The 19863-nt window shown below is 71.4% G+C and carries 21 protein-coding genes and 1 pseudogene; 14 read left to right on the forward strand and 8 right to left on the reverse strand.

Annotated elements, in window-relative coordinates; genetic code table 11:
* Window positions 1-6: 6 nt before the first annotated feature.
* From VFE82_RS19025 to VFE82_RS19045, 5 genes are all read right to left on the reverse strand, one after another.
* Window positions 7-744 carry an amino acid ABC transporter ATP-binding protein gene (locus VFE82_RS19025; RefSeq protein WP_325001910.1) on the reverse strand — a complete coding sequence of 246 codons (738 nt, stop codon included), beginning with the start codon at window positions 742-744 and terminating at the stop codon, window positions 7-9.
* Entirely contained in the window at window positions 728-1381 is a 654-nt protein-coding gene (locus VFE82_RS19030) for an amino acid ABC transporter permease (protein ID WP_325001911.1), read from the reverse strand. The genes VFE82_RS19025 and VFE82_RS19030 overlap by 17 nt, the downstream gene beginning before the upstream one ends.
* Window positions 1381-2061 (reverse strand): amino acid ABC transporter permease, encoded by a 681-nt coding sequence (locus VFE82_RS19035; protein WP_325001912.1) that lies wholly within the window; start codon window positions 2059-2061, stop codon window positions 1381-1383. The genes VFE82_RS19030 and VFE82_RS19035 overlap by 1 nt, the downstream gene beginning before the upstream one ends.
* An 82-nt stretch (window positions 2062-2143) precedes the next feature.
* Window positions 2144-2935, reverse strand: coding sequence for a transporter substrate-binding domain-containing protein (locus VFE82_RS19040; protein WP_325001913.1), 792 nt, complete (start codon window positions 2933-2935; stop codon window positions 2144-2146).
* Window positions 2936-3193: 258 nt separating this feature from the next.
* The gene (locus VFE82_RS19045; RefSeq protein ID WP_325001914.1) at window positions 3194-4165 is read right to left on the reverse strand and encodes a tripartite tricarboxylate transporter substrate binding protein; all 972 of its coding nucleotides are present in this window, start codon (window positions 4163-4165) and stop codon (window positions 3194-3196) included.
* Window positions 4166-4286: 121 nt separating this feature from the next.
* On the opposite strand from VFE82_RS19045, the gene VFE82_RS19050 reads away from it, so the two are divergent.
* The 4 genes and pseudogenes from VFE82_RS19050 to VFE82_RS19060 all read left to right on the forward strand — a co-directional run bounded on the left by VFE82_RS19050 (window position 4287) and on the right by VFE82_RS19060 (window position 6819).
* Entirely contained in the window at window positions 4287-5999 is a 1713-nt protein-coding gene (locus tag VFE82_RS19050) for a long-chain fatty acid--CoA ligase (protein WP_325001915.1), read from the forward strand.
* A gap of 84 nt (window positions 6000-6083) precedes the next feature.
* Window positions 6084-6311, forward strand: a complete 228-nt coding sequence (locus tag VFE82_RS19055; protein ID WP_325001916.1) for a hypothetical protein — start codon at window positions 6084-6086, stop codon at window positions 6309-6311.
* A pseudogene (locus VFE82_RS20040) lies at window positions 6308-6544 on the forward strand (DUF2231 domain-containing protein); the annotation flags it as partial. The gene VFE82_RS19055 and the pseudogene VFE82_RS20040, both read left to right, overlap by 4 nt.
* 29 nt (window positions 6545-6573) lie before the next feature.
* Entirely contained in the window at window positions 6574-6819 is a 246-nt protein-coding gene (locus VFE82_RS19060) for a hypothetical protein (protein ID WP_325001917.1), read from the forward strand.
* A 9-nt stretch (window positions 6820-6828) separates the two neighbouring features.
* Here VFE82_RS19060 and VFE82_RS19065 read toward each other — a convergent pair whose 3' ends face one another.
* Window positions 6829-7308: a hypothetical protein gene (locus VFE82_RS19065; RefSeq protein ID WP_325001918.1), complete on the reverse strand. Its 480-nt coding sequence runs from the start codon at window positions 7306-7308 to the stop codon at window positions 6829-6831.
* Between the two features lie 91 nt (window positions 7309-7399).
* Here VFE82_RS19065 and VFE82_RS19070 point away from each other — a divergent pair, with 91 nt between their 5' ends.
* Genes VFE82_RS19070 through VFE82_RS19090 form a run of 5 tightly spaced genes read left to right on the forward strand, consistent with a single transcriptional unit; the run spans window position 7400 to window position 12138 of the window.
* Complete coding sequence (locus VFE82_RS19070; protein WP_325001919.1) at window positions 7400-8698, forward strand: SDR family oxidoreductase; 1299 nt, start codon at window positions 7400-7402, stop codon at window positions 8696-8698.
* Between the two features lie 4 nt (window positions 8699-8702).
* Window positions 8703-9179 (forward strand): DUF2269 domain-containing protein, encoded by a 477-nt coding sequence (locus VFE82_RS19075; protein ID WP_325001920.1) that lies wholly within the window; start codon window positions 8703-8705, stop codon window positions 9177-9179.
* Between the two features lie 55 nt (window positions 9180-9234).
* Window positions 9235-10125, forward strand: coding sequence for an NAD(P)/FAD-dependent oxidoreductase (locus VFE82_RS19080; protein WP_325001921.1), 891 nt, complete (start codon window positions 9235-9237; stop codon window positions 10123-10125).
* 50 nt (window positions 10126-10175) lie between these two features.
* On the forward strand, window positions 10176-11288 hold the full coding sequence (locus VFE82_RS19085; RefSeq protein ID WP_325001922.1) for a mandelate racemase/muconate lactonizing enzyme family protein: 1113 nt from the start codon (window positions 10176-10178) through the stop codon (window positions 11286-11288).
* A 1-nt stretch (window position 11289) separates the two neighbouring features.
* Window positions 11290-12138 (forward strand): ion transporter, encoded by an 849-nt coding sequence (locus VFE82_RS19090; RefSeq protein ID WP_325001923.1) that lies wholly within the window; start codon window positions 11290-11292, stop codon window positions 12136-12138.
* Window positions 12139-12157: 19 nt separating this feature from the next.
* On the opposite strand, the gene VFE82_RS19095 is transcribed toward VFE82_RS19090, so the two are convergent.
* The gene (locus VFE82_RS19095) at window positions 12158-13489 is read right to left on the reverse strand and encodes an NAD(P)/FAD-dependent oxidoreductase (RefSeq protein WP_325001924.1); all 1332 of its coding nucleotides are present in this window, start codon (window positions 13487-13489) and stop codon (window positions 12158-12160) included.
* A 57-nt stretch (window positions 13490-13546) separates the two neighbouring features.
* On the opposite strand from VFE82_RS19095, the gene VFE82_RS19100 reads away from it, so the two are divergent.
* From VFE82_RS19100 to VFE82_RS19120, 5 genes are all read left to right on the forward strand, one after another.
* Window positions 13547-14554, forward strand: coding sequence for an LLM class flavin-dependent oxidoreductase (locus tag VFE82_RS19100; protein ID WP_325001925.1), 1008 nt, complete (start codon window positions 13547-13549; stop codon window positions 14552-14554).
* A 120-nt stretch (window positions 14555-14674) separates the two neighbouring features.
* Complete coding sequence (locus VFE82_RS19105; protein ID WP_325001926.1) at window positions 14675-15694, forward strand: methionine synthase; 1020 nt, start codon at window positions 14675-14677, stop codon at window positions 15692-15694.
* Between the two features lie 150 nt (window positions 15695-15844).
* On the forward strand, window positions 15845-17029 hold the full coding sequence (locus VFE82_RS19110; RefSeq protein ID WP_325001927.1) for a hypothetical protein: 1185 nt from the start codon (window positions 15845-15847) through the stop codon (window positions 17027-17029).
* Between the two features lie 13 nt (window positions 17030-17042).
* Window positions 17043-17765, forward strand: a complete 723-nt coding sequence (locus tag VFE82_RS19115) for a ferritin-like domain-containing protein (protein WP_325001928.1) — start codon at window positions 17043-17045, stop codon at window positions 17763-17765.
* Window positions 17766-17797: 32 nt separating this feature from the next.
* Window positions 17798-18310, forward strand: a complete 513-nt coding sequence (locus VFE82_RS19120; RefSeq protein ID WP_325001929.1) for a cupin domain-containing protein — start codon at window positions 17798-17800, stop codon at window positions 18308-18310.
* Here the strand turns inward: VFE82_RS19120 and VFE82_RS19125 are convergent, their stop codons facing one another.
* The gene (locus VFE82_RS19125) at window positions 18311-19639 is read right to left on the reverse strand and encodes an erythromycin esterase family protein (protein ID WP_325001930.1); all 1329 of its coding nucleotides are present in this window, start codon (window positions 19637-19639) and stop codon (window positions 18311-18313) included.
* Window positions 19640-19863: the final 224 nt, after the last annotated feature.

Consider the following 19863-nt stretch of genomic DNA (forward strand, 5'->3'; position numbering starts at 1 on the left):
GCCTGGTCAGTCGCGCAGCGAGGACAGGAACTGCTGCAGCTCGGGCGTGTGCGGGGCGCCGAACAGCTGCTCGGGCGGGCCCATCTCGTGCACCCGGCCCTGGTGCATGAAGATCACGCGGTCGCTCACCTTGCGGGCGAAGCCCATCTCGTGCGTGACCATCAGCAGGGTCATGCCGTCCGCGGCCAGGGCTTCGACCACGCGCAGCACCTCGCCGACCAGTTCGGGGTCGAGCGCGCTGGTGATCTCGTCGCACAGCAGCACGGCAGGCTCCATGGCCAGCGCCCGGGCGATGGCCACGCGCTGCTGCTGGCCGCCCGACAGCTGGTCGGGCATGGCGTCGAACTTCTCGCCCAGGCCGACCCGCTCCAGGAGCCGGCGCGCCTGTGCCTGCGCGGCGACCTTGTCCTTGCGGCGCACCAGGGTCGGGGCCAGCATCACGTTGCGGCCGACGGTCAGGTGCGGGAACAGGTTGAAGTTCTGGAAGACCATGCCCACGCGCTGGCGCAGCTCGCGCATTGCGCGCGCGTCCTCGTGCAGCAGCGGGCGGCCGTCCACCGACAGCGCGCCATGCTGGAAGGTCTCCAGGCCGTTGATGCAGCGCAGGAGCGTGCTCTTGCCCGAGCCGCTCCTGCCGATGATGGCGATCACCTCGCCCGGCGCCACCTGCAGGTCGATGCTCTTGAGCACCTCGTGGTCGCCGAAGGACTTGCGCAGGGCGGCGATGTCAACGATGTGCGGCATGCAGGCCTTCCTCCAGGCGGCGGGACAACAGGCTGATCGGCCAGCACAGCGCGAAGTACAGCAGCGCCACGCAGCTGTAGACCACGAAGGGCTGGAGCGTGGCGTTGGTGATCATGGTGCCGGCCTTGGTGAGCTCCACGAAGCCGATCACCGAGGCCAGGGCCGTGCCCTTGACCACCTGCACCAGGAAGCCGACCGTGGGCGGCACCGCGATGCGCAGCGCCTGCGGCAGGATCACATGGCGCAACTGCTCCGGGAACGACAGCGCCAGGCTGCGCGCCGCCTCCCACTGGCCGGCGGGAATCGCCGCCACGCAGCCCCGCCAGATCTCGGCGAGGAACGCACTGGTGTAGAGCGTGAGGGCCAGGGCCGCCGCGGTCCACGGCGAGGTGTCGATGCCGAACAGGGCGAAGCCGAAGTAGGCCAGGAACAGCTGCATCAGCAGCGGCGTGCCCTGGAACAGCTGCACGTGGGCGCCTGCCAGCCACGCCGCGGCGCGCGAGCCTTGCAGGCGTGCCACCAGGAGCAGCAGGCCGACCAGGCCGCCGCCCAGGAAGGCGATCAGCGACAACGCCACGGTCCAGCGCGCCGCCAGCAGCAGGTTGCGCAGGATGTCCCAGAGGGTGAAGTCGACCATCAGCGTCCGGCGGGCCGGCGGCTGCCGAACAGGAAGCGCGCACCGGCCCAGTCGAGCAGCCGGCGCACGCCCGCGGCCAGCAGCAGATAGAGGGCGGTGGCCACGATGAAGGCCTCGAACGGCCGGAAGTTGCGGCTCTGGATCAGGTTGGCCGCGTAGCTCAGTTCCTCGGTGGAGATCTGGCCGCACACCGCCGAGCCCAGCATCACGATGACGATCTGGCTCACCAGCGCCGGCCACACCTTGCGCAAGGCGGGCGGCAGCACCACGCGCAGGAACACCTGGGTGCGGTCGAGGGCCAGGCTCAGTGCGGCTTCCACCTGGCCGCGCGGCGTGGCGTCGAGGCCGGCGCGGATGATCTCGGTGGCGTAGGCGCCAAGGTTCACCACCATGGCGAGCACCGAGGCCGTCTCCGGCGACAGCCGCACGCCGGCGGCCGGCAGGCCGAAGAAGACGAAGAACAGCTGCACGATGAAGGGCGTGTTGCGCACCAGTTCGACATAGGCGCCGACCACCAGCCTGGGGCCGGCCGGGCCCTGGCTGCGCACCCACGCGCAGGCCACGCCGACGGCGACCCCGATCACGGCGGCGACGGCCGTGAGCGCGAGCGTCCATGCCACGCCCTTGAGCAGCAGCGGCCACTGGCCGAGCACCGCCGCGAAGTCCAGGGTGATGCGCATCAGGGGCGGCCGCCGGCGACGGCCGTCCGGCCCGCGGGAGCCGCGTCGCGGCAAGGGCCGGCGTGGTCAGCGCCCGGACGGCTCACTGCGGCAGGTCGCCGGCGGGACGGCCGAGCCATTTCATCGCGATCCGGTCCAGGTCGCCACTCTTGCGGGCGTCCGCCAGGATCTCGTTGACGCGGGTGCGCAGCTTGTCCTCGCCCTTGCCGACCCCGATGAAGTTGGGCGAATCCTTCAGCGCGAACTTGTACTCGGTCGGCAGCTGCGGGTTCTTGACCATCATGGCGCCGGCGACCTGTGCGCTGGTGGCGAGCAGCTGCACCTGGCCGGCCACGTAGGCCGAGACGGTGGCATTGTTGTCCTCGAAGCGGCGCAGTTCGGTGCTCGGGGGCGCGACCTTGGTCAGCTCCATGTCGTCGACCGAACCGCGGGTGACCGAGATCGACTTGCCGGCGATGTCCGCGGGCACCTTGACGGCCAGTGTGCGCGGCCCGAACACGGCGATGTAGAACGGCGCGTAGGCGCTGGTGAAGTCGATCACCTTCTCGCGCTCCGGGTTCTTGCCGAGGGTGGAGATCACCAGGTCGGCCTTGCGCGTCTGCAGGTAGGCGATGCGGTTGGCGCTGGTGACGGGCACCAGTTCGGCCTTCACACCCAGCTTGGCGGCGATGTACTGCGCCACCTCGATGTCCAGCCCCTGCGGCTTGAGGTCGGTGCCGACGAAGCCGTAGGGCGGAAAGTCGGTGGGGATCGCCACCCGGATCTCCCTGGCCTTGAGCACGTCGTCCAGCGCGCCCTGGGCGGAGGCGGTGCCGGCGGCCAGCCAGGCGAGGGCGGCCAGGGCCAGGAGAAAGCGGCGTGGGGAGGGGTTCATGGCAGGTCGCATCGTGGTGGATCGGAGCACGCAAAGGCGTGCCACGGTCTCGATGCAAGCTCCGTGCCGAGCCGATGCGCAGCTCCGGCGTGCCCGAGGCGGCACTGGCGCATGCCGGAGGGCGCACCAAACTGCGCCCGTGTGCGGCGGTGATGCACCGCACAGGGGAGTGGCCCGTCGCGCGGCACCGGGGTTCCCGTTCCCGGCGCAGGCCGGCGGCGCGGGCGAGTGGCCGGCCGCGGGCGCTCGCGCTGGCGGTCAGTCCAGCCGCGCGCCGGACTTCTTCACCGCGTCCGCCCACCGCGGCATCTCGGCGGCCAGGAAGCGGCCGAACTCCTCGCTGCCCAGGAAGGCCGGATCGGCGCCCTGCGCGACCATGCGGCTGCGCACGTCGGGATTGCCGAGCACCTGGCGGAAGGCGTCGCTCAGGCGGGCGCGCACGTCGGCCGGCAGGCCCGCCGGCGCGAGGAAGCCGTAGAAGCCGACCACCTCGAAGTCCTTGAGGCCGGTCTCGCGCACCGTCGGGATGTCGGGCAGCGCGGGATTGCGCTCGCGGCTGGTGACCGCCAGCGCGCGCACCTTGCCCTGCTTGTGGTAGCCGGCCGCCTGTGGAATGGACTCGGCCATGAACTGCACCTGCCCACCCATCAGGTCGGTGAAGGCCGGTGCGCTGCCGCGGTACGGGATGTGGACCATGAACAGGCCGGTGGCGCTCTTGAACATCTCGGGCACCAGGTGGCTGATGCCGCCATTGCCGGCCGAGCCGTAGTTCACCTGCCCGGGCCGGGCCCGGGCATACGCCACGAAGTCCTGCAGCGTGGCCACCGGCAGCTTGGGATTGACCAGCAGCGCGAGCGGCTGCATGGCGGTGCGCGCGATGGGGGTGAAGTCGCGCACGGTGCTGTAGGGCAGCTTCGTGTAGAGCGCCGGGTTGATCACCATCACCCCGGTGTTGGCGAGCATGAGGGTGTAGCCGTCCGGCGCTGCCTTCATCACCTCCTGCGCGCCGACCGTGCCGCCGGCGCCGGCCTTGTAGTCGATGACCACGGGCTGCCCGAGCACGGCCTGCAGCTTGTCGCTCAGCAGGCGGGCATGCTGGTCCAGGGGTCCGCCGGCCGGGAACCCGATCACGATGCGGATCGGCTTGTCGGGGAAGGCGGCGTTGGCACCGAGGGCAAGGCAGGCGAGGGCCAGTGCGGCCAGGCGGGGCAGGAGACGTGGGAGCGGCATTCTGGGAGGTGCGAAAGGCTGGGTCCGGCATGATAAGAGCGGCCCCGCGCCGTCACCCAGGGGACGCGCTTGGGGCTTCCCCGAGGCACCGGGCCCGGCGCCGGGCGCTAGGCTCCCGGACATGCCCGAATTCGCAGTGCCCCCACGTCCCCACCACGCGGTCTGGCCCAAGCGCCTGCCCCATTCGCTCACGCCGCCGCAGACCTCGCTGTGGGACAACCTGGCCGTCAGCGCCCGGCGCTACCCGGACAAGCCCGCGCTGGTGTTCTTCGGCCGCGTGCTCACCTACACCCAGGTCGTCGGAATGGCCGAACGGCTGGCCGCGCGCCTGCACGCGATGGGCGTGCGCAAGGGCGACCGCGTGATGCTGGACATGCAGAACTGCCCGCAACTGGTGATCGCGCATTTCGCGATCCTGCGGGCCAATGCGGTCGTCGTGCCGGTCAATCCGATGAACCGGGCCGAGGAGCTCAAGCACTACATCACGGACCCGGATGCCCGTGTCGCCATCGCCACCGGCGACGTCGCGGGCGAGATCGCCAGGGCCGACGCGCAGCTGCCGGCCGGGCAGCGGCTGGCGCACCTGATCGTCACCCAGTACACCGACGCGTTCGACGCGGCGGTCACCGGGCCCGATGCGCCACCGGCCGCGTGGCACGACTGGCTGCTCACGCGGCACCCGCTCCCGGCGCTGACGGAAGGCCGGGTGACCGAGTGGACCGCCGCGCTCGCCGACGCGCCGCCGTTGCCGCCGCTCGAGGTCGGGCCGCAGGACCTGGCGGTCCTGCCGTACACCAGCGGCACCACCGGCCTGCCCAAGGGCTGCAAGCATCCGCACCGCACGCTGATGCACAACGCCGTGGCGAGCAGCGTGTGGGGCAACGGCACGGCCGAGAACGTCGCCCTGCTGGTGGTGCCCATGTTCCACATCACCGGCATGGTGAGCGTGATGCACGCCAGCATCTACCTGGGCTCGACCCTGGTGGTGATGCCGCGCTGGGACCGCGAACTCGCCGGCCGGCTGATCTCCGGCTGGAAGGTGACCACCTGGACCAACATCCCCACCATGGTCATCGACCTGATGGGCAGCCCGAACTTCGACCACTACGACCTCTCCAGCCTGGGCCACATCGGCGGCGGCGGGGCCGCCATGCCGCAGGCGGTGGCGCAGCGCCTGCTCGACCAGTTCGGGCTGCGCTACGTCGAGGGCTACGGCCTGACCGAGACCGCCGCGCCGTCGCACACCAATCCACCCGATGCGCCCAAGCAGCAGTGCCTGGGCGTGCCCTTCATGAGCTGCGACGCCCGCGTGATCGATCCCGAGACGCTGCAGGAGGTGGCGCCGGGCGAGCAGGGCGAGATCATCATCTGCGGCCCGATGGTGTTCGACGGCTACTGGAAGCGCCCCGACGCCACCGCCGATGCCTTCATCGAGTTCGACGGACGCCGCTTCTTCCGCTCGGGCGACCTCGGGCGCATGGACGAGCAGGGCTACTTCTTCATCACCGACCGCCTGAAGCGGATGATCAACGCGTCGGGCTTCAAGGTCTGGCCGGCCGAGGTCGAGGCGCTGATGTTCCGGCACCCGGCGATCCAGGAGGCCTGCATCATCTCGGCCAGGGATGCGTACCGGGGCGAGACCGTCAAGGCCGTGGTGGTGCTGCGCGCCGCGCACAAGGGCCAGGTCAGCGAGCAGCAGATCATCGACTGGTGCCGCGAGAACATGGCGGTGTACAAGGTGCCCCGCATCGTCCAGTTCGTCGAGGCCCTGCCCAAGAGCGGCAGCGGCAAGGTGATGTGGCGCACCCTGCAGGAAGCCGAGCCGCGCACCTGACCTGCGCGGCGGCGCATCGGCATGGGCATGGGCATGAGGATTGCCTCCGGGAGCCATCGGCATCCCTTCGCCATCCATGCAGCCATGACCCCGGAACACCAGACATTCGTCCGCAACGTCACGCCCGAGCGCAACGAGCAGGAACCGCTGGGCCCGCAGCCCAGCTATGACGACGTGCTCGACGTGGCCGTCGAGTACACCTTCCCCGCCAGCGACCCGGTCGCCGTGCAGAGTTGCTGCAAGGAGATCGACCGGCGGGAGCACCAGTCGCACGGGCCGCAGGACAAGCCGGAGTCGCCGGAGCGGCCGTGAGCCGCCACGCCGGGCCGCCGGGCCATCCGGCGCACCGGATGATGCGCGCCGTCCCGCTGGGCCTGCTGGCCGCCGCCGTGCTGCTCGACCTCATCGACACCGCGACCGGCACGGGCGCGTTCAACCTGGCCGCGTACTGGCTGGCCGCCGCCGGTCTGCTCGGCGGCGCGCTGGGGGCCCCTTTCCGCCTGGCCGACTGGCTGCATGCGCCACCCGGCACGCGGGCGCGGCGCATCGGCGCCGTGGTGGCGGCCGCGTTGCCGTGCTGCTCCTGTTCGGCGCCGGCTGGCTGCTGCGCACGCCGGAATCCGAGGTCGGCTGGCTCCCGCTGGTGCTGGAATGCCTCGCGGCCGCGCTCGCGCTGGTCGCGACCTGGCTGGGCGGCGCACGGGCTGGGGGGAGGGCCGAGACGATCGACGACTGTCCCGGCCTGGCCATCCCCGGTGCGTTGCGGCCGGGCGCAGGCGGGCGCGTCGCGCCTGGCGAGCGGGCCGCCAGTGCCCCCTGAACCGCGGGTTCAGCCGCGCCGGGCCCGGCGCACGGCCACGCTGCCCAGCGCCAGCCCGAGCGCGAAGCAGGCGTATGCCGCGACCAGCGACCGCGTGCCGACGCGGTGCTGGAAACCGGGCGTGAACCGTTCCGGCGTCAGCTTGAGGTCGACGAAGGCCGCCACGGCGCCGGTCGCGGCGGCGGCGGCCAGCGCAGGCAGGGGCTGCTCGGCTTCGGGCCGGTTGGCCAACGCGCGCGCATGCAGCACGGCCCAGAAACTGGCGGCGACATGGTGGATCAGGTACCCCGACAGGGTGTGCCGGCGGTCCGCACGGTCGGCCTGCAGCGCCTCGCGCTGACCCCAGAGCCACTGGCTGGTGGCGTTCATCGGGGCGGCAGCCGACCGGGCCTCGCGGGCACCGGCCGCTGCCAGCACGGCGGCGGAGAACAGGCTGGCCAGGCTGCCGGAGACGGCAGCTTCGCGGAGCGCGGCATTCCAGTTGGTCATGCCGCAGTCTAGGAGCGCCCCGCCGGCGTCGGTGGTCGGGATTGCAAGCCGTAACCGCCGAGCCGGCACGTCTTCACGCATGATCGGCCGCATGCGTGTCCTGCTGACTGGCGCCACCGGCCTCATCGGTGGGGCGATCGCGCGTGCCCTGCTGCGTCATGGGCACGAGCTGATCTGTGCGGTGCGCGACCCGGCCCGCCTGACGATCGCCGGGCCGCGCTGCCGCGCGCTCGCCGCCGACCTGGCGGCGGTGCCCACCGCCGCCTGGTGGCAGCCGCACCTGCAGGGCATCGACGCGGTGGTCAATGCGGTCGGCATCCTGCGCGAGCAGGGCACCCAGACCTTCGAGGCCCTGCACCACGCGGCGCCCGCCGAACTGTTCCGCGCCAGCGCGCGGGCCGGCGTCGGGTGCGTGGTCCAGGTCTCGGCGCTGGGAGCGGATGCGCACGCGAGCACCGCCTATCACCTCAGCAAGCGCGCCGCCGACGACGTGCTGCGGTCCCTGCCGCTGGCCGGCGCGATCGTGCAGCCCTCCCTGGTGTTCGCGCCCCAGGGGGCGAGCAGCGGGCTGTTCCTGCTGCTGGCGTCGGCTCCGGTGCTGGCGTTCCCGCTGCGGGGCGCGATGGCGGTCCAGCCGGTGCACCTGCACGACGTCGTGGCCGGGGTGTTGGCACTGCTGGAACAGCCGCCCCGGCCGCTGGAGACGATCGCCTTCGTCGGGCCCCGACCGCTGGCCCTGCGCGACTACCTCGGCGCCCTGCGCGGCCAGCTCGGCCTCGGACGCGGGCCGCTGGTGCTGCCGCTGCCGGTCGGCCTGTTCCGCCTGGGCGCGCGGGTGGCCGGCCACCTGCCCGGCAGCGCGCTCGACCCCGACACCGCGCACATGCTGCTGCAGGGCAACGCCGCCCCGGCGCCGCGGTTCGCCCGGCTGCTGGGCCGGGCACCCCGCGACGCCGCCACCTTCGTGGAGGACGGCCAGGCGGAGCTGCTGCGACCGAAGGCGGTGCTCGGCTGGGCCGTGCCGGCACTGAAGGCGTCCCTGGCGCTGCTCTGGATCTGGACCGCGGCGGTGTCCTTCGGCCTCTATCCCGTGGAGGGCAGCCGCGAGCTGCTGGCCCGGGTCGGCCTGCACGGCGCGCTGGCCACGCTCGCGCTCTACGGCGCCGCGACGCTGGACCTCCTGCTCGGGGTGCTGACGCTGTGGGCGCCGGCGCGCTGGCGCTCTTCAGTGTGGCTCGGCCAGCTGGCGCTGATCGCCGGGTACACCGGATTGATCACCCTTTTCCTGCCCGAATACTGGCTGCATCCCTACGGGCCCATCAGCAAGAACCTCCCCATCATGGCAGCCATCGCTCTGCTCTGGGGGCTGGAACCTGGCCCGCGGCGCTGACGGCATGGACTACCTCGCGCTCAAATGGCTGCACATCCTCTCCTCCACCGTGCTGTTCGGCACGGGCGTCGGCTCGGCTTTCTACCTGCTGGTGGCCACGCTGGGACGCGACGCGCGCACGGTGGCGGCGGTGAGCGGCTGGGTGGTGATCGCCGACTGGCTGTTCACGACCACCACCGCGGTGCTGCAGCCGCTCACCGGCTGGTGGCTGGTGCGAAGCGCCGGCATGCCCTGGAGCCAGCCCTGGCTGGCCTGGTCGGTGGGCCTGTACGCGGTGGCGATCGCCTGCTGGCTGCCGGTGGTCTGGATCCAGCTGCGCCTGCGCGAGGAGTCCCGCCGCTGCGTGCGCGATGGCCAGGCGCTCTCGGCGCGCTACTGGCGCTTCTTCGCGGCCTGGGCCGCCCTGGGCTTCGTCGCGTTCTTCGCCTTCCTGGCCATCTTCTGGATGATGGTCACCAAGCGGCTTCCCTTCGCGGGCTGACGCGCGCGCCCGCGGCGGCGATGCCCCGCGCGCCGTCGGCCCCGGGATGCACGCGATGAGCGACGTGCTCGACTGCCTGGTGATCGGTGGCGGGCCGGCCGGCCTGACCGCGGCCGTGTACCTGGCACGCTACCGGCGCAAGCTGCAGGTGGTCGATGCGGGGGACAGCCGGGTCGGCTGGATCCCGCGCACCCGCAACGTCCCCGGCTATCCGGACGGCATCCGCGGCACGGACCTGCTGCAGCGGCTGCGCGAGCACGCCCAGCGCTACGAGGTCCCGATGGCGCAGGGCGCGGTCGGGTCGCTGGCCGTCAGGGGCGATGCCTTCGAAGCCATGGTGGACGGCCGCCCGCTGCTGGCGCGCAAGGTGCTGCTGGCGACGGGCGCCCGCGACGTCGAGCCCGACCTGCCCGGGCTGCGCGAGAGCCTCGCGAGCGGCAACGTCCGCTACTGCCCGGTGTGCGACGGCTTCGAAACGCAGGGGCAGCGGGTCGCCGTGCTGGGCAAGGGCCTGCACGGCCTGCGCGAGTCGCTGTTCGTGGCGGGTTTCGACAACCAGGTCACCTGGCTGTCGATGGGGTCGCAGGAGGAGCTGCCGCCCGAGCAGCTCGCCCGGCTGCGGGCGCGCGGCGTGCTGATCACCGACCAGCGGCCGCTGCACATCCGGTGCGAGGCGGGCCAGGGCGTGGAGCTGGAGATGGTCGACGGCCGGCGGCTGTCGTTCGACGTGCTGTATCCGGCCCTGGGTCTGCGCCATGCCTCCGCGCTGGCCACCGGACTCGGTGCCGGGGTCCAGCCGGATGGACAGCTGCTGGTGGACGACCACCTGCAGACCACCGTGCCGGGCCTCTACGCGGCCGGCGACGTCGCGGCCGGGCTCAACCAGATCAGCGTGGCCTACGGACAGGCGGCCATCGCCGCCACGGCGATCCACAACGGTCTGTGACCGCGGCCGGGCTCCGGGCGCGCGCTACCATCGCGCCGCAAGGAGACACCATGAGAATCAAGCACGTCGAGCCGTTCGTTCTGCACGTCCCGGTGACCGGTTCGCAGATCGCCGACAGCACGCACACCATCACGCACTGGGGCGTGGTCGGCGCCCGCATCGACACCGAAGACGGGCTGTCCGGCTACGGTTTCACCGGCACCCACGCCCACCTTCCCAGCGACCAGCTCATCGCGCGCTGCATCGCCACCTGCCATGCACCGCTGCTGCAGGGGGAGGATGCGAACGACGTGCAGCGCCTGTGGCTCAAGCTGGCGCGCAATCCCGCCCTGCAGTGGATCGGCCGCGCCGGCATCACGACGCTGGCGCACGCCGCGATCGACATCGCCCTGTGGGACCTGAAGGCCAAGGCGGCGGGTGTGCCGTTGTGGAAGCTGCTGGGCGGGCAGGTGCACGAGCGGGTCCGGGCCTACAACACCGACATCGGCTGGCTGAGCATCGCTGACGACAAGCTGGTCGAGGGTGCCCTGCGCGCGGTGGACGGCGGGTTCACCGGGATCAAGATCAAGGTGGGTTCCACCGTCGAGCGCGACCTGCGCCGCCTCGAGGCGGTGCGCCGCGCGGTCGGACCCGAGGTGACGGTGGCCGTCGACGGCAACGGCAAGTGGGACCTCGCGAGCTGCCTGCGCTTTTGCCGGGGCGCGGAGCCGTTCGACGTGTACTGGTTCGAGGAGCCGCTCTGGCACGACGACGTGAAGTCCCATGCGCAGCTGGCGCGGGCCACCACCATTCCGGTGGCCCTGGGCGAGCAGCTCTACACCCAGGATGCCTTCAGCGAGTTCTTCCACCAGGAGGCGATCCACTGGGTGCAGCCCGACGTGACCCGCATGGGGGGCCTGACCGAGGTGCTGCGCGTGTGCGAGGCGGCGCATGCATACCGGCTGCCGGTGGCCCCGCACGCGGGCGACATGAGCCAGGTGCACGTCCACCTGAGCTACGGCCACCCGGCCTGCGCGGTGCTCGAATACATCCCCTGGATCAAGGACTGCTTCACCGACCCGGCGAACGTCGTGGACGGCTTCTTCGGGCTGCCGCAGCAGCCCGGCGCGGGCACGACGCCGACCCGCCAGGCGCTGGAGCGGTTCAGCCGCCCGGCGGTCTGAGATGGAGCGGCCGGCGCCGGACGCGCCCCCGCAGCAGCCCTGGCGGGCACGCCTGTACCGGGTGATCTGGGAGTCGGACACGCCCGCCGGCCGGTTGTTCGACCAGATCGTCGTCGTGGCCATCCTGGTGAGCGTGGCGGTGGTGCTCGCCGACAGCGTGCAAAGCTGGCACGAGCGCTTCCGCGTCCTGTTCACCAGCGTGGAGTGGTTCTTCACCGTCATCTTCACGGCCGAATACCTGGCCAGGGTGCTGAGCGTCCGCCGGCCTGCCCGCTACATGCTCAGCTTCTTCGGCCTGGTCGACTTGCTGGCGGTGCTGCCCACCTACCTGGCGCTGTTCCTGCCGGAGTTGCACGCGCTGATCGACGTGCGGGTGCTGCGCCTGCTGCGCGTGTTCCGGATCTTCCGCCTGACCGCCTACGTGGCCGAGTACCAGGTGATGGGCGAGGCGCTGTATGCGAGCCGGCGCAAGATCCTGGTGTTCCTGGTCGCGGTGCTGATGATCGACCTGGTGGTGGGCACGCTGATGTACGTGGTCGAGGGGCCGGAGCATGGCTTCACCGACATCCCGACCTCGATCTACTGGGCGATCACCACCATGACGACGGTCGGGTTCGGCGACATCACGCCGCGGACCGACCTCGGCCGCTTCATCGCCTCGACCATGATGCTGCTGGGTTGGGGCACGCTGGCCGTGCCCACCGGCATCGTGACCGCGGAGATGACGATGCGCCGGCATGCCAGGGCGCCGCTGGTGCCGCGCAGCTGCGGCACGTGCGGCGCGACCGGCTATGGCCCGGAGGCGAACTACTGCCAGCAGTGCGGCGCCGCCTTGCCGCCCTCGGCCTGAGGTCGCCCGGCCCAGGGAATCAGCCGTCGCTGGTGACCGGCTCGATGTCGGTCACCACCCGCGCATAGCGCTGGTGGCTCCAGTAGGCCGCCGCCCAGTCGAACAGCACGACGATGCGGTTGCGAAAGCCGATCAGGAACCAGATGTGCGCGAACAGCCAGAACAGCCAGGCCGGGTAGCCACTGAACTTGAGGTGCCCGAACGGGGTGGTGAGGTCCACCACGCCGGCATTGCGGCCGATGGTCGCCAGGTTGCCGTAGTCGCGGTAGCGGAAGTTCGCCACCGGCCGGCCGGCGATGCGCGCGAGGATGTTGGACGCCGCCAGCCGGCCCATCTGCTTGGCCGCCGGCGAGACGCCCGGCACCGGGCGGGGCTCGCGACCCGGGACGTGGCTGCTGGCCGCCGCCAGGTCGCCCACCACGCTGATCTCCGGATGGCCGGGCAGTGAGAGGTCGGGCTGCACCTGCACCCGGCCGGCCCGGTCCAGCGTCGCGCCGGTCGCCTGGGCGACCTGGCGCCCGAGCGGCGAGGCGGCGACCCCCGCGGCCCACACGATGCAGCGGCTCTCGATCCGGTAGGCCTCGCCCTGGCCCGGGCGCACCTCCAGGCCGTGCGCGTCGATGGCCGTCACGCGGGCGCCGGTGCGCACCTCGACCCCGAGCTTCTCCAGAAGGCGGCGGGCGCGGTCGCTCAGGTCCTCCGGCATGGACTGCAGCACGCGCGGGCTGCCTTCGAGCAGCAGCACCTTGGCCTGGGCGGGGTCGATCCGGCGGAACTCGCCGGGCAGGGTGTGCCGGGCGATCTCCGCCAGCGTGCCGGCCATCTCGACGCCGGTCGGCCCGCCGCCGATGACCACGAAGGTGAGCCAGGCCGCGCGGCGGGCCGGGTCGGTCTCCTTCTCGGCCGTCTCGAACGCGAGCAGCACCTTGCGGCGGATCCCGAACGCATCGTCCAGCGTCTTCAGGCCGGGTGCGAACGGTGCCCAGTCGTCGCGGCCGAAGTAGCTGTGGGTCGCGCCGGCCGCGACGATGAGGTGGTCGTACGGCAGCGCGCCATCGTCCTTCAGCCGGACCACCCGCCGCGCCGCGTCGATGTCCACCACCTCGCCGAGCAGGGTGGTGACGTTCGACTGCTTGCGGAACAGGTGGCGTACCGGCGCCGCGATGGCCGGGGCGGAGAGGCCCGCGGTCGCCACCTGGTAGAGCAGGGGCTGGAACAGGTGGTGGTTGGTGCGGTCCACCACCGTGATGTCGACGTCGGCGTGGCGCATGGCGCGCGCGGCCTCGAGGCCGCCGAACCCGCAGCCGATGATCACGATCCGGGGACGGGCGGCGGCAGCTTCTGAGTGCATGGCCGGATTATGGGCGCCGTGACTGCAGGGGCGTGGACCTTGTGCGAAGCTCGCGCCATGACACCCCCGCTGCGCCTTTCCGTCCTCGACCAGTCCGTGGCCCGCGCCGGCCGGCCGCACGACGAGTCGATCCGGCACACGGTCAGCCTGGCCGAGCGTTGCGAGGAACTCGGCTACCAGCGCTTCTGGCTCAGTGAGCACCACGCGCTGCCGACCCTGGTGGGAACCGCGCCCGAGGTCCTGATGGCGGCCATCGCCGCGCGCACCCGGCGCATCCGCATCGGCAGCGCCGGCGTGATGCTGCCGCACTACTCGCCGTTCAAGGTCGCGGAGCAGTTCCGCGTGCTGGACGCGTTGGCACCCGGCCGCATCGACCTGGGTGTCGGCCGCGCGCCCGGCGGCGACCAGCGCACGGCACGGCTGCTCAACCCCGACGCGCAGTCGGCCGCCAGCTTCCCGCAGCAGGTGCTCGAGCTCAAGGCCTGGGTGAGCGGGGAGGACCTGCCGGTCGGCCATCCGGGCCATGGGGTGCGGGCCCTGCCGACGGGCGCGACGGCGCCGCAGCTGTGGATGCTGGGCAGCTCCGGCTATGGCGCGCAGCTGGCCGGCCACTACGGCATGCCGTACGCGTTCGCACACTTCATCACCGACGGCGAGGGCTGCGAGCAGGCGCTCGCGCTGTACCGCTCGACCTTCCGGCCCGGGCTGCTCGCCAGGCCGCAGGCGACGGTCTGCCTCGCGGTGCTGGCCGCGCCGACGCAGGAGGAAGCCTGGCACCTGTTCAAGAGCCGCGAGCGCGCCCGCATCGATCGCCGCAGCGGGCGGTTCGGTCCGCTGCTGCCGCCCGAGGAAGCCGCCCGGGAGTACGACTCCGCGGAGCAGATCGAGGCCGAGATGCTGCGCGGCCGCGCCATCGTGGGCAGTTCGGAGCAGGTCCGGGATCGGCTGCTGGTGTTGGCGGCCAAGTGGCAGCTCGACGAACTCGTGCTGGTGACCTGGGCCTGGGACCCGGCGGCGCAGCGGCGCTCCTACGAACTGCTCGCGCAGGCGTTCGAGCTGGCCTGACGGCGATGGCACGTCGTGACGACGTGCACGTGCGCGGCCCCGGGGCAGCCCCGGTGGCGCGGCGCGGCGCCCACGCTAGGATGGCGCAGGCCGGCCTTCGCCCGGCGTCCAGGAGCGCGCATGTTCCCCACCGCCATCGCCGGCAGCCTGCCCAAGCCCTCGTGGCTCGCCGAGACGCACAAGCTCTGGCCCCGATGGAAGCAGCAGGGCGACGCGCTGCGCGAAGCCAAGGCCGATGCCACGCTGCTGTGGATCAAGGCCCAGGAGGACGCCGGCCTGGACATCGTGGGCGACGGTGAGCAGTCGCGCCAGCACTTCGTGCACGGCTTCCTCGAGCAGGTCGAAGGCATCGACTTCGAGCACAAGGTGAAGATGGGCATCCGCGACAACCGCTACGACGCGATGGTGCCGCAGGTGGTCGGGCCGCTGCGGCTGAAAGGGCGGGTGCATGCGTTCGAGGCGCGGCTTGCCCGTGCCCACACCCGGCGCCAGCTGAAGTTCACGCTGCCGGGGCCGATGACCATCGTCGACACGGTCGCCGATCGCCACTACCACGACCGCGTGGCCATGGCGATGGCCTTCGCCGACCTGCTGAACCAGGAGGCGCTGGCCCTGCAGGCGGACGGCGTCGACGTGATCCAGTTCGACGAACCCGCCTTCAACGTGTACATGAAGGACGCGGCCGCCTGGGGCGTGCAGGCGCTGGAACGCGCGGCCCGCGGCCTGACCTGCACGACTGCCGTCCACATCTGCTACGGCTACGGCATCCAGGCCAACGTCGACTGGAAGCAGACGCTGGGCCAGGAATGGCGGCAGTACGAGCAGGTGTTCCCGGCCCTGGCCGCCAGCTCGATCCGGCAGGTGAGCCTGGAGTGCTACCACTCGCACGTGCCGCCCGAGCTGATGACGCTGCTGGCGGGCAAGGACGTGATGGTCGGCGTGATCGACGTCGCGAGCGACACGGTGGAGACGCCGCAGGAAGTGGCCGACACCATCGGCCGGGCCCTGCAGTTCGTCGCCCGCGAGCGCCTGATCCCGTGCACCAACTGCGGACTGGCGCCGATGGACCGCGAGGTCGCCCGGCGCAAGCTCGAAGCGCTGGGCCAGGGCGCCGCGCTCGCCCGGGAGCGCTACCGCTGACCTTTCGGCAGGACTTGCTGTCGGATTGACCGGCCCCCCGGGTGCGGGCGCCGTGGGGCCGGGCACGCCTGTGCCGGGCATCCCGTGCGGCCGGGCATCCCGATTGCCATGGAGGGAGTTCGTTTCCCCGCAACCAACAGGAAGGATCCCATGGCCATCAATCTCTTCAACGACCATGGTGTCGCGCTGGACAAGCAGCGCTTCACCTGGAAGGACCTGGTGCAAAAGCCGATCAGCAAGCTCGACGACGACGCGTACACGCGCATCCGCGTGATCCTGATGAACGGCATCGAGCTCGACGCCCTGCGCGTGGAGCAGGTGCTCCTGCGCATGAACCGCGACGCGCGGGTGCAGCTGGCCCAGCTGTCGCGCGTCGAGCACCACCAGGCCACCGCGATCAACTGGATGCTCTCGGCCGACCATTCGCCGCTGGAGACGACCATCGCCTACGAGCAGGTCGCGATCGAGGTGACGGCGTCCGTGGCCCAGCTGGAGCCCGACCCGTACATGGCGCAGGGATTCCGCTACGCGCTGCTGGAGGACTTCGACCACCTCTACCGGTATTCCGCGCTGCTGGATCGGCTGGAAGGCAAGGACGCCAACAACATCACCCAGGGCTACACCGACATCGTGCCGGGGCGGCCGACCACGGTGCACCACCGCGCGCCGGAGAACGACCTGCTCGAGAGCTACTCGCGCGACGCGGCCCTGGCCACCAAGCTGCACGCGATCACCCTGACGGGTGGCGAGTACCAGACGCACGACTACTACATGAACGTCGGCCCGCTGTTCGCCGACCCCGTCGCGCGCATGCTCTACGCCGAGATCGCCTCGGTGGAGAGCGAACACATCGTCCACTACGGCTCGATGCTGAACCCGGACGAGAGCCCGCTCGAGAAGCTGATGCTGCAGCAGGCCACCGAGGTGTGGAACTACCAGGCCTGCGCGGCGCAGGAAACCAATCCGCGCATGAAGGCGCTGTGGGAGCAGTTCCTCGACTACGAACTCGGCCACATGCAGCTGGCCATCCGGCTGTTCAAGGACCTCGAGCGACGCGACCCGGCCGAGGTGCTGGGCGACGGCAACCTGCCGGCCGGCATCGAATTCAAGAGCCAGCGCGAGTTCCTGCGCAAGACCCTGGTGGAGGTCCCGATGCGCAAGAACGGCACGCAGTTCGTCCAGGAGGACGACGAGGCCGTGTCCTCGCTGACGTACCGCAACCACATGAACTCGCAGGGCTCGCCGTCGCAGAGCGTCTCGAGTGGCTACCAGTGGACGCCCGGCACCGAGCTCAACCGCCAGTCCGCCGCCGCCACCGAGCCCGCCACCGTTTGAAGGAGCACGAAACATGGACAACACGACCACCGTCGGCATGAACCGCACCGGGCTCGACATGGCCCCGATGAGCAAGGACACCCTGGTCCAGTACGCCCAGGAGCAGGCAACCCGTGCGTCGGACGAGCCCACCGGCATCAACGACCTGCGCAAGACCTACGCACTCGAGTCCGACCGCGTCGGCACGGTGCCGGTGCCGGCGCGCCTCAAGGGCATGGCCTCGACCGTCATGGACAAGCTCAAGGGCACCAACCCCGAGGTGCTGATCGACAAGCTGGGCGAACGGCTGGCCTACGAGCGCACCGGCGTGCGGCTGTACGAGGCGCTGATCACCAAGGTGAGCGCGGCCGCCACCGGCCCCATCGTCGACGTCGCCGCCCTGCAGCAGATCCGTGCGGACGAGGAGTCGCACTTCCACCTGCTGGCGCGCTGCCTCTCGCAGCTGGGTGCCGACCCGACGGCGATGACGCCCTGCGCCGACATTGCCGGCGTCGCGGCGCTCGGCCACCTGCAGGTGATCACCGACCCGCGCACCACGGTCTCGCAGGCGCTCAACTCGATCCTCATGATCGAGCTGGGCGACAACGCGAGCTGGGAGCTGCTGATCGAGCTGGCGCGGGCCGCGGGCCACGACCAGCTCGCCGAGTCCTTCACCGGCGCGCTGCAAACCGAGCAGCAGCACCTGGTGACGGTGAAGAACTGGCTGCGCGAGGCCGTCCTCGAAGAGGCGACCTGACGCCGGAAGCGGGCTGCGGTAGGCTTGCGGCCATGGGCCACGACCACGAGCATCCGCACCCGCATCCCGCCGGCCAGGATCCGGCCGAACGCTGGAAGCACGATGGCGTCCGGGTGGTCCCCGGCAACCAGCTGGACGGCAACACCGCCCAGACGCCGGGGATGGACCGCAAGGCGGCGATCGACTTCGCCCGGGTCGGAGCCCGCAAGCTGTGGGCCGGCACGGTCACCATCCATGCAAATGCCAAGACCGGCGCCCATCACCATGGGCCGCTGGAGAGCGTGATCTATGTCGTGCGCGGGCGCGCCCGCATGCGCTGGGGCGAGCACCTCGAGTTCACCGCCGAAGCCGGGCCGGGCGACTTCATCTACGTTCCGCCCTACGTGCCGCACCAGGAGATCAATGCCAGCCCGACCGAGCCGCTCGAGTGCGTGCTGTGCCGCAGCGACGGGCAGGCGGTGGCCATCAACCTGGACATCGAACCGGTCGAGAAGCCCGAGCAGGTCCTGTGGGTGGACCCCACCCACCCGGGCGGCGCGGTCTAGTCACACGCCTTCCGGATAGGTCTCGGGCACCTCGGGGCCGGCCGGCTGCGGGTCGCCCTCGTCCAGCGGCTCCACGGCACGCGTGCGGTCGATGTGGATCACCGCGTCGAACTGCGCGCCGATGCGCGCCTCGAAGTAGTGGCTGCGCCGTTCCGTCTCCGGCAGGTAGATGACGCCGATGGCGCGCTCCAGCAGCGGCTCGTCCAGCGTTTCGCGCAGGCGCGCATCGGCTGCCGGCAGCAGCAGGAAGCGCTCGCCGACCCCGTGGAACAGCGCCTCCCAGCTGCCTTCCAGGCCCGGCCGCACCTGCCGCACCCGCCCGGGCTGGTCCCATTGCGTGGCGGCACGCACGGTGCCGTCGTGGGTGGTGAAGCCGACCAGGAAGGTGTCGTCCGGCCAGCGCTTGCGCATCAGCTCCCCGACGTTCCATTCGCCCTGTTCCGCCATGCCGGTCGCCCGCGCGTCGCCCAGGTGCGAGTTGTGGGCCCAGACCGCCATGCGCGGGGCGGTTCCCGTGCGCTCCTGCAGGTGCGCGCTCAACGCCTGCAGGGTGTCGGCCATGTGCAGGTCGCGCAGGTTCCACGAGGAGGCGCGGCCCCGGAACATGCTGCGGTAGTACTGCTCGGCGTTGCGCACCAGGCGGGCGTTCTGCTGCGCGTGGAACAGCGCATCCGGATCGGCGTGCGTGCCGCCCTCCAACGGCGCGGTCTGCAGCAGGTCGGTCAGCTGCGCGACCACCGCGTCCTCGCAACTGAAGCCCGTGCCGAAACCGGCCGCGTAGCCGTAGGCCTGCAGGTTCTGCTGGAAGTGGTCGAAGCAGGCGTAGCGCCGCCGCGCGCGACGCGCCGCTGCAGGGTCGGCCTCGTCGAGATAGGCGAGCACCGCCCGCACCGAACCGAACAGGCTGTACAGATCCATGCCGTAGAGCCCGACCTGTTCCCACGGCGGGCGCTCGCGGTTGTGCTCGCGCATCCAGGTGATGAAGTCGCGCATCACGGTGTTGCGCCACATCCAGGTGGGGAAGCGCTCGAACCCCGCCAGCGCATCCTCGGCGCTGCCGTCTTCCTGCCAGCGGACCCACTGGTTCACCCGCCAGGCGTCGGGCCAGTCGCCCTCGATCACGACCGCCCGGCAGCCGTGGCGCTCGATCAGCATCCGGGTGATCTCGGCGCGCAGGGCATAGAACTCGTGCGTGCCATGGCTGGCTTCGCCCAGCAGGGCGATGCGGCGGGCCGACAGCTCCCGCTCCAGCTCCTTCGGCACCCCGCTGTCCAGGGGCACGGCGTGGCGCCGCACGGCATCGGTCAGGGAAGGGGCGGCGCGTTCCATGGCGGGGCGCGGCAAACGGCATGCCCCCTGGTGTCGGCCGGTTCCTACGTTGCGGTGCGACGAACGCTCCGGTCGGGTTCGCGCCGTCCTACAGGAAAAAGCCCTGCCGCTGGCTACAACCTCCAGTCTCATCAGGAGACTGCCATGAGCCCCCGAACGACGCACGACACTCCCGGAGCCTGCCAGAAGCCCCGTCCGCTAAGCGAGCGGCTGCTGCATGCCGC

The organism is Ramlibacter sp., assembly GCF_035655895.1.
Taxonomy (GTDB): domain Bacteria; phylum Pseudomonadota; class Gammaproteobacteria; order Burkholderiales; family Burkholderiaceae_C; genus Ramlibacter.

Coding starts and splice junctions, on each gene's coding strand:
- VFE82_RS19105 (WP_325001926.1), top strand. CDS start 14,675: ATGTTCCCCACCGCCATCGCCGGCAGCCTGCCCAAGCCCTCGTGGCTC.
- VFE82_RS19065 (WP_325001918.1), bottom strand. CDS start 7,308: ATGACCAACTGGAATGCCGCGCTCCGCGAAGCTGCCGTCTCCGGCAGC.
- VFE82_RS19110 (WP_325001927.1), top strand. CDS start 15,845: ATGGCCATCAATCTCTTCAACGACCATGGTGTCGCGCTGGACAAGCAG.
- VFE82_RS19090 (WP_325001923.1), top strand. CDS start 11,290: ATGGAGCGGCCGGCGCCGGACGCGCCCCCGCAGCAGCCCTGGCGGGCA.
- VFE82_RS19025 (WP_325001910.1), bottom strand. CDS start 744: ATGCCGCACATCGTTGACATCGCCGCCCTGCGCAAGTCCTTCGGCGAC.
- VFE82_RS19075 (WP_325001920.1), top strand. CDS start 8,703: ATGGACTACCTCGCGCTCAAATGGCTGCACATCCTCTCCTCCACCGTG.
- VFE82_RS19120 (WP_325001929.1), top strand. CDS start 17,798: ATGGGCCACGACCACGAGCATCCGCACCCGCATCCCGCCGGCCAGGAT.
- VFE82_RS19045 (WP_325001914.1), bottom strand. CDS start 4,165: ATGCCGCTCCCACGTCTCCTGCCCCGCCTGGCCGCACTGGCCCTCGCC.
- VFE82_RS19070 (WP_325001919.1), top strand. CDS start 7,400: ATGCGTGTCCTGCTGACTGGCGCCACCGGCCTCATCGGTGGGGCGATC.
- VFE82_RS19050 (WP_325001915.1), top strand. CDS start 4,287: ATGCCCGAATTCGCAGTGCCCCCACGTCCCCACCACGCGGTCTGGCCC.
- VFE82_RS19055 (WP_325001916.1), top strand. CDS start 6,084: ATGACCCCGGAACACCAGACATTCGTCCGCAACGTCACGCCCGAGCGC.
- VFE82_RS19095 (WP_325001924.1), bottom strand. CDS start 13,489: ATGCACTCAGAAGCTGCCGCCGCCCGTCCCCGGATCGTGATCATCGGC.
- VFE82_RS19115 (WP_325001928.1), top strand. CDS start 17,043: ATGGACAACACGACCACCGTCGGCATGAACCGCACCGGGCTCGACATG.
- VFE82_RS19040 (WP_325001913.1), bottom strand. CDS start 2,935: ATGAACCCCTCCCCACGCCGCTTTCTCCTGGCCCTGGCCGCCCTCGCC.
- VFE82_RS19085 (WP_325001922.1), top strand. CDS start 10,176: ATGAGAATCAAGCACGTCGAGCCGTTCGTTCTGCACGTCCCGGTGACC.
- VFE82_RS19125 (WP_325001930.1), bottom strand. CDS start 19,639: ATGGAACGCGCCGCCCCTTCCCTGACCGATGCCGTGCGGCGCCACGCC.
- VFE82_RS19030 (WP_325001911.1), bottom strand. CDS start 1,381: ATGGTCGACTTCACCCTCTGGGACATCCTGCGCAACCTGCTGCTGGCG.
- VFE82_RS19080 (WP_325001921.1), top strand. CDS start 9,235: ATGAGCGACGTGCTCGACTGCCTGGTGATCGGTGGCGGGCCGGCCGGC.
- VFE82_RS19035 (WP_325001912.1), bottom strand. CDS start 2,061: ATGCGCATCACCCTGGACTTCGCGGCGGTGCTCGGCCAGTGGCCGCTG.
- VFE82_RS19100 (WP_325001925.1), top strand. CDS start 13,547: ATGACACCCCCGCTGCGCCTTTCCGTCCTCGACCAGTCCGTGGCCCGC.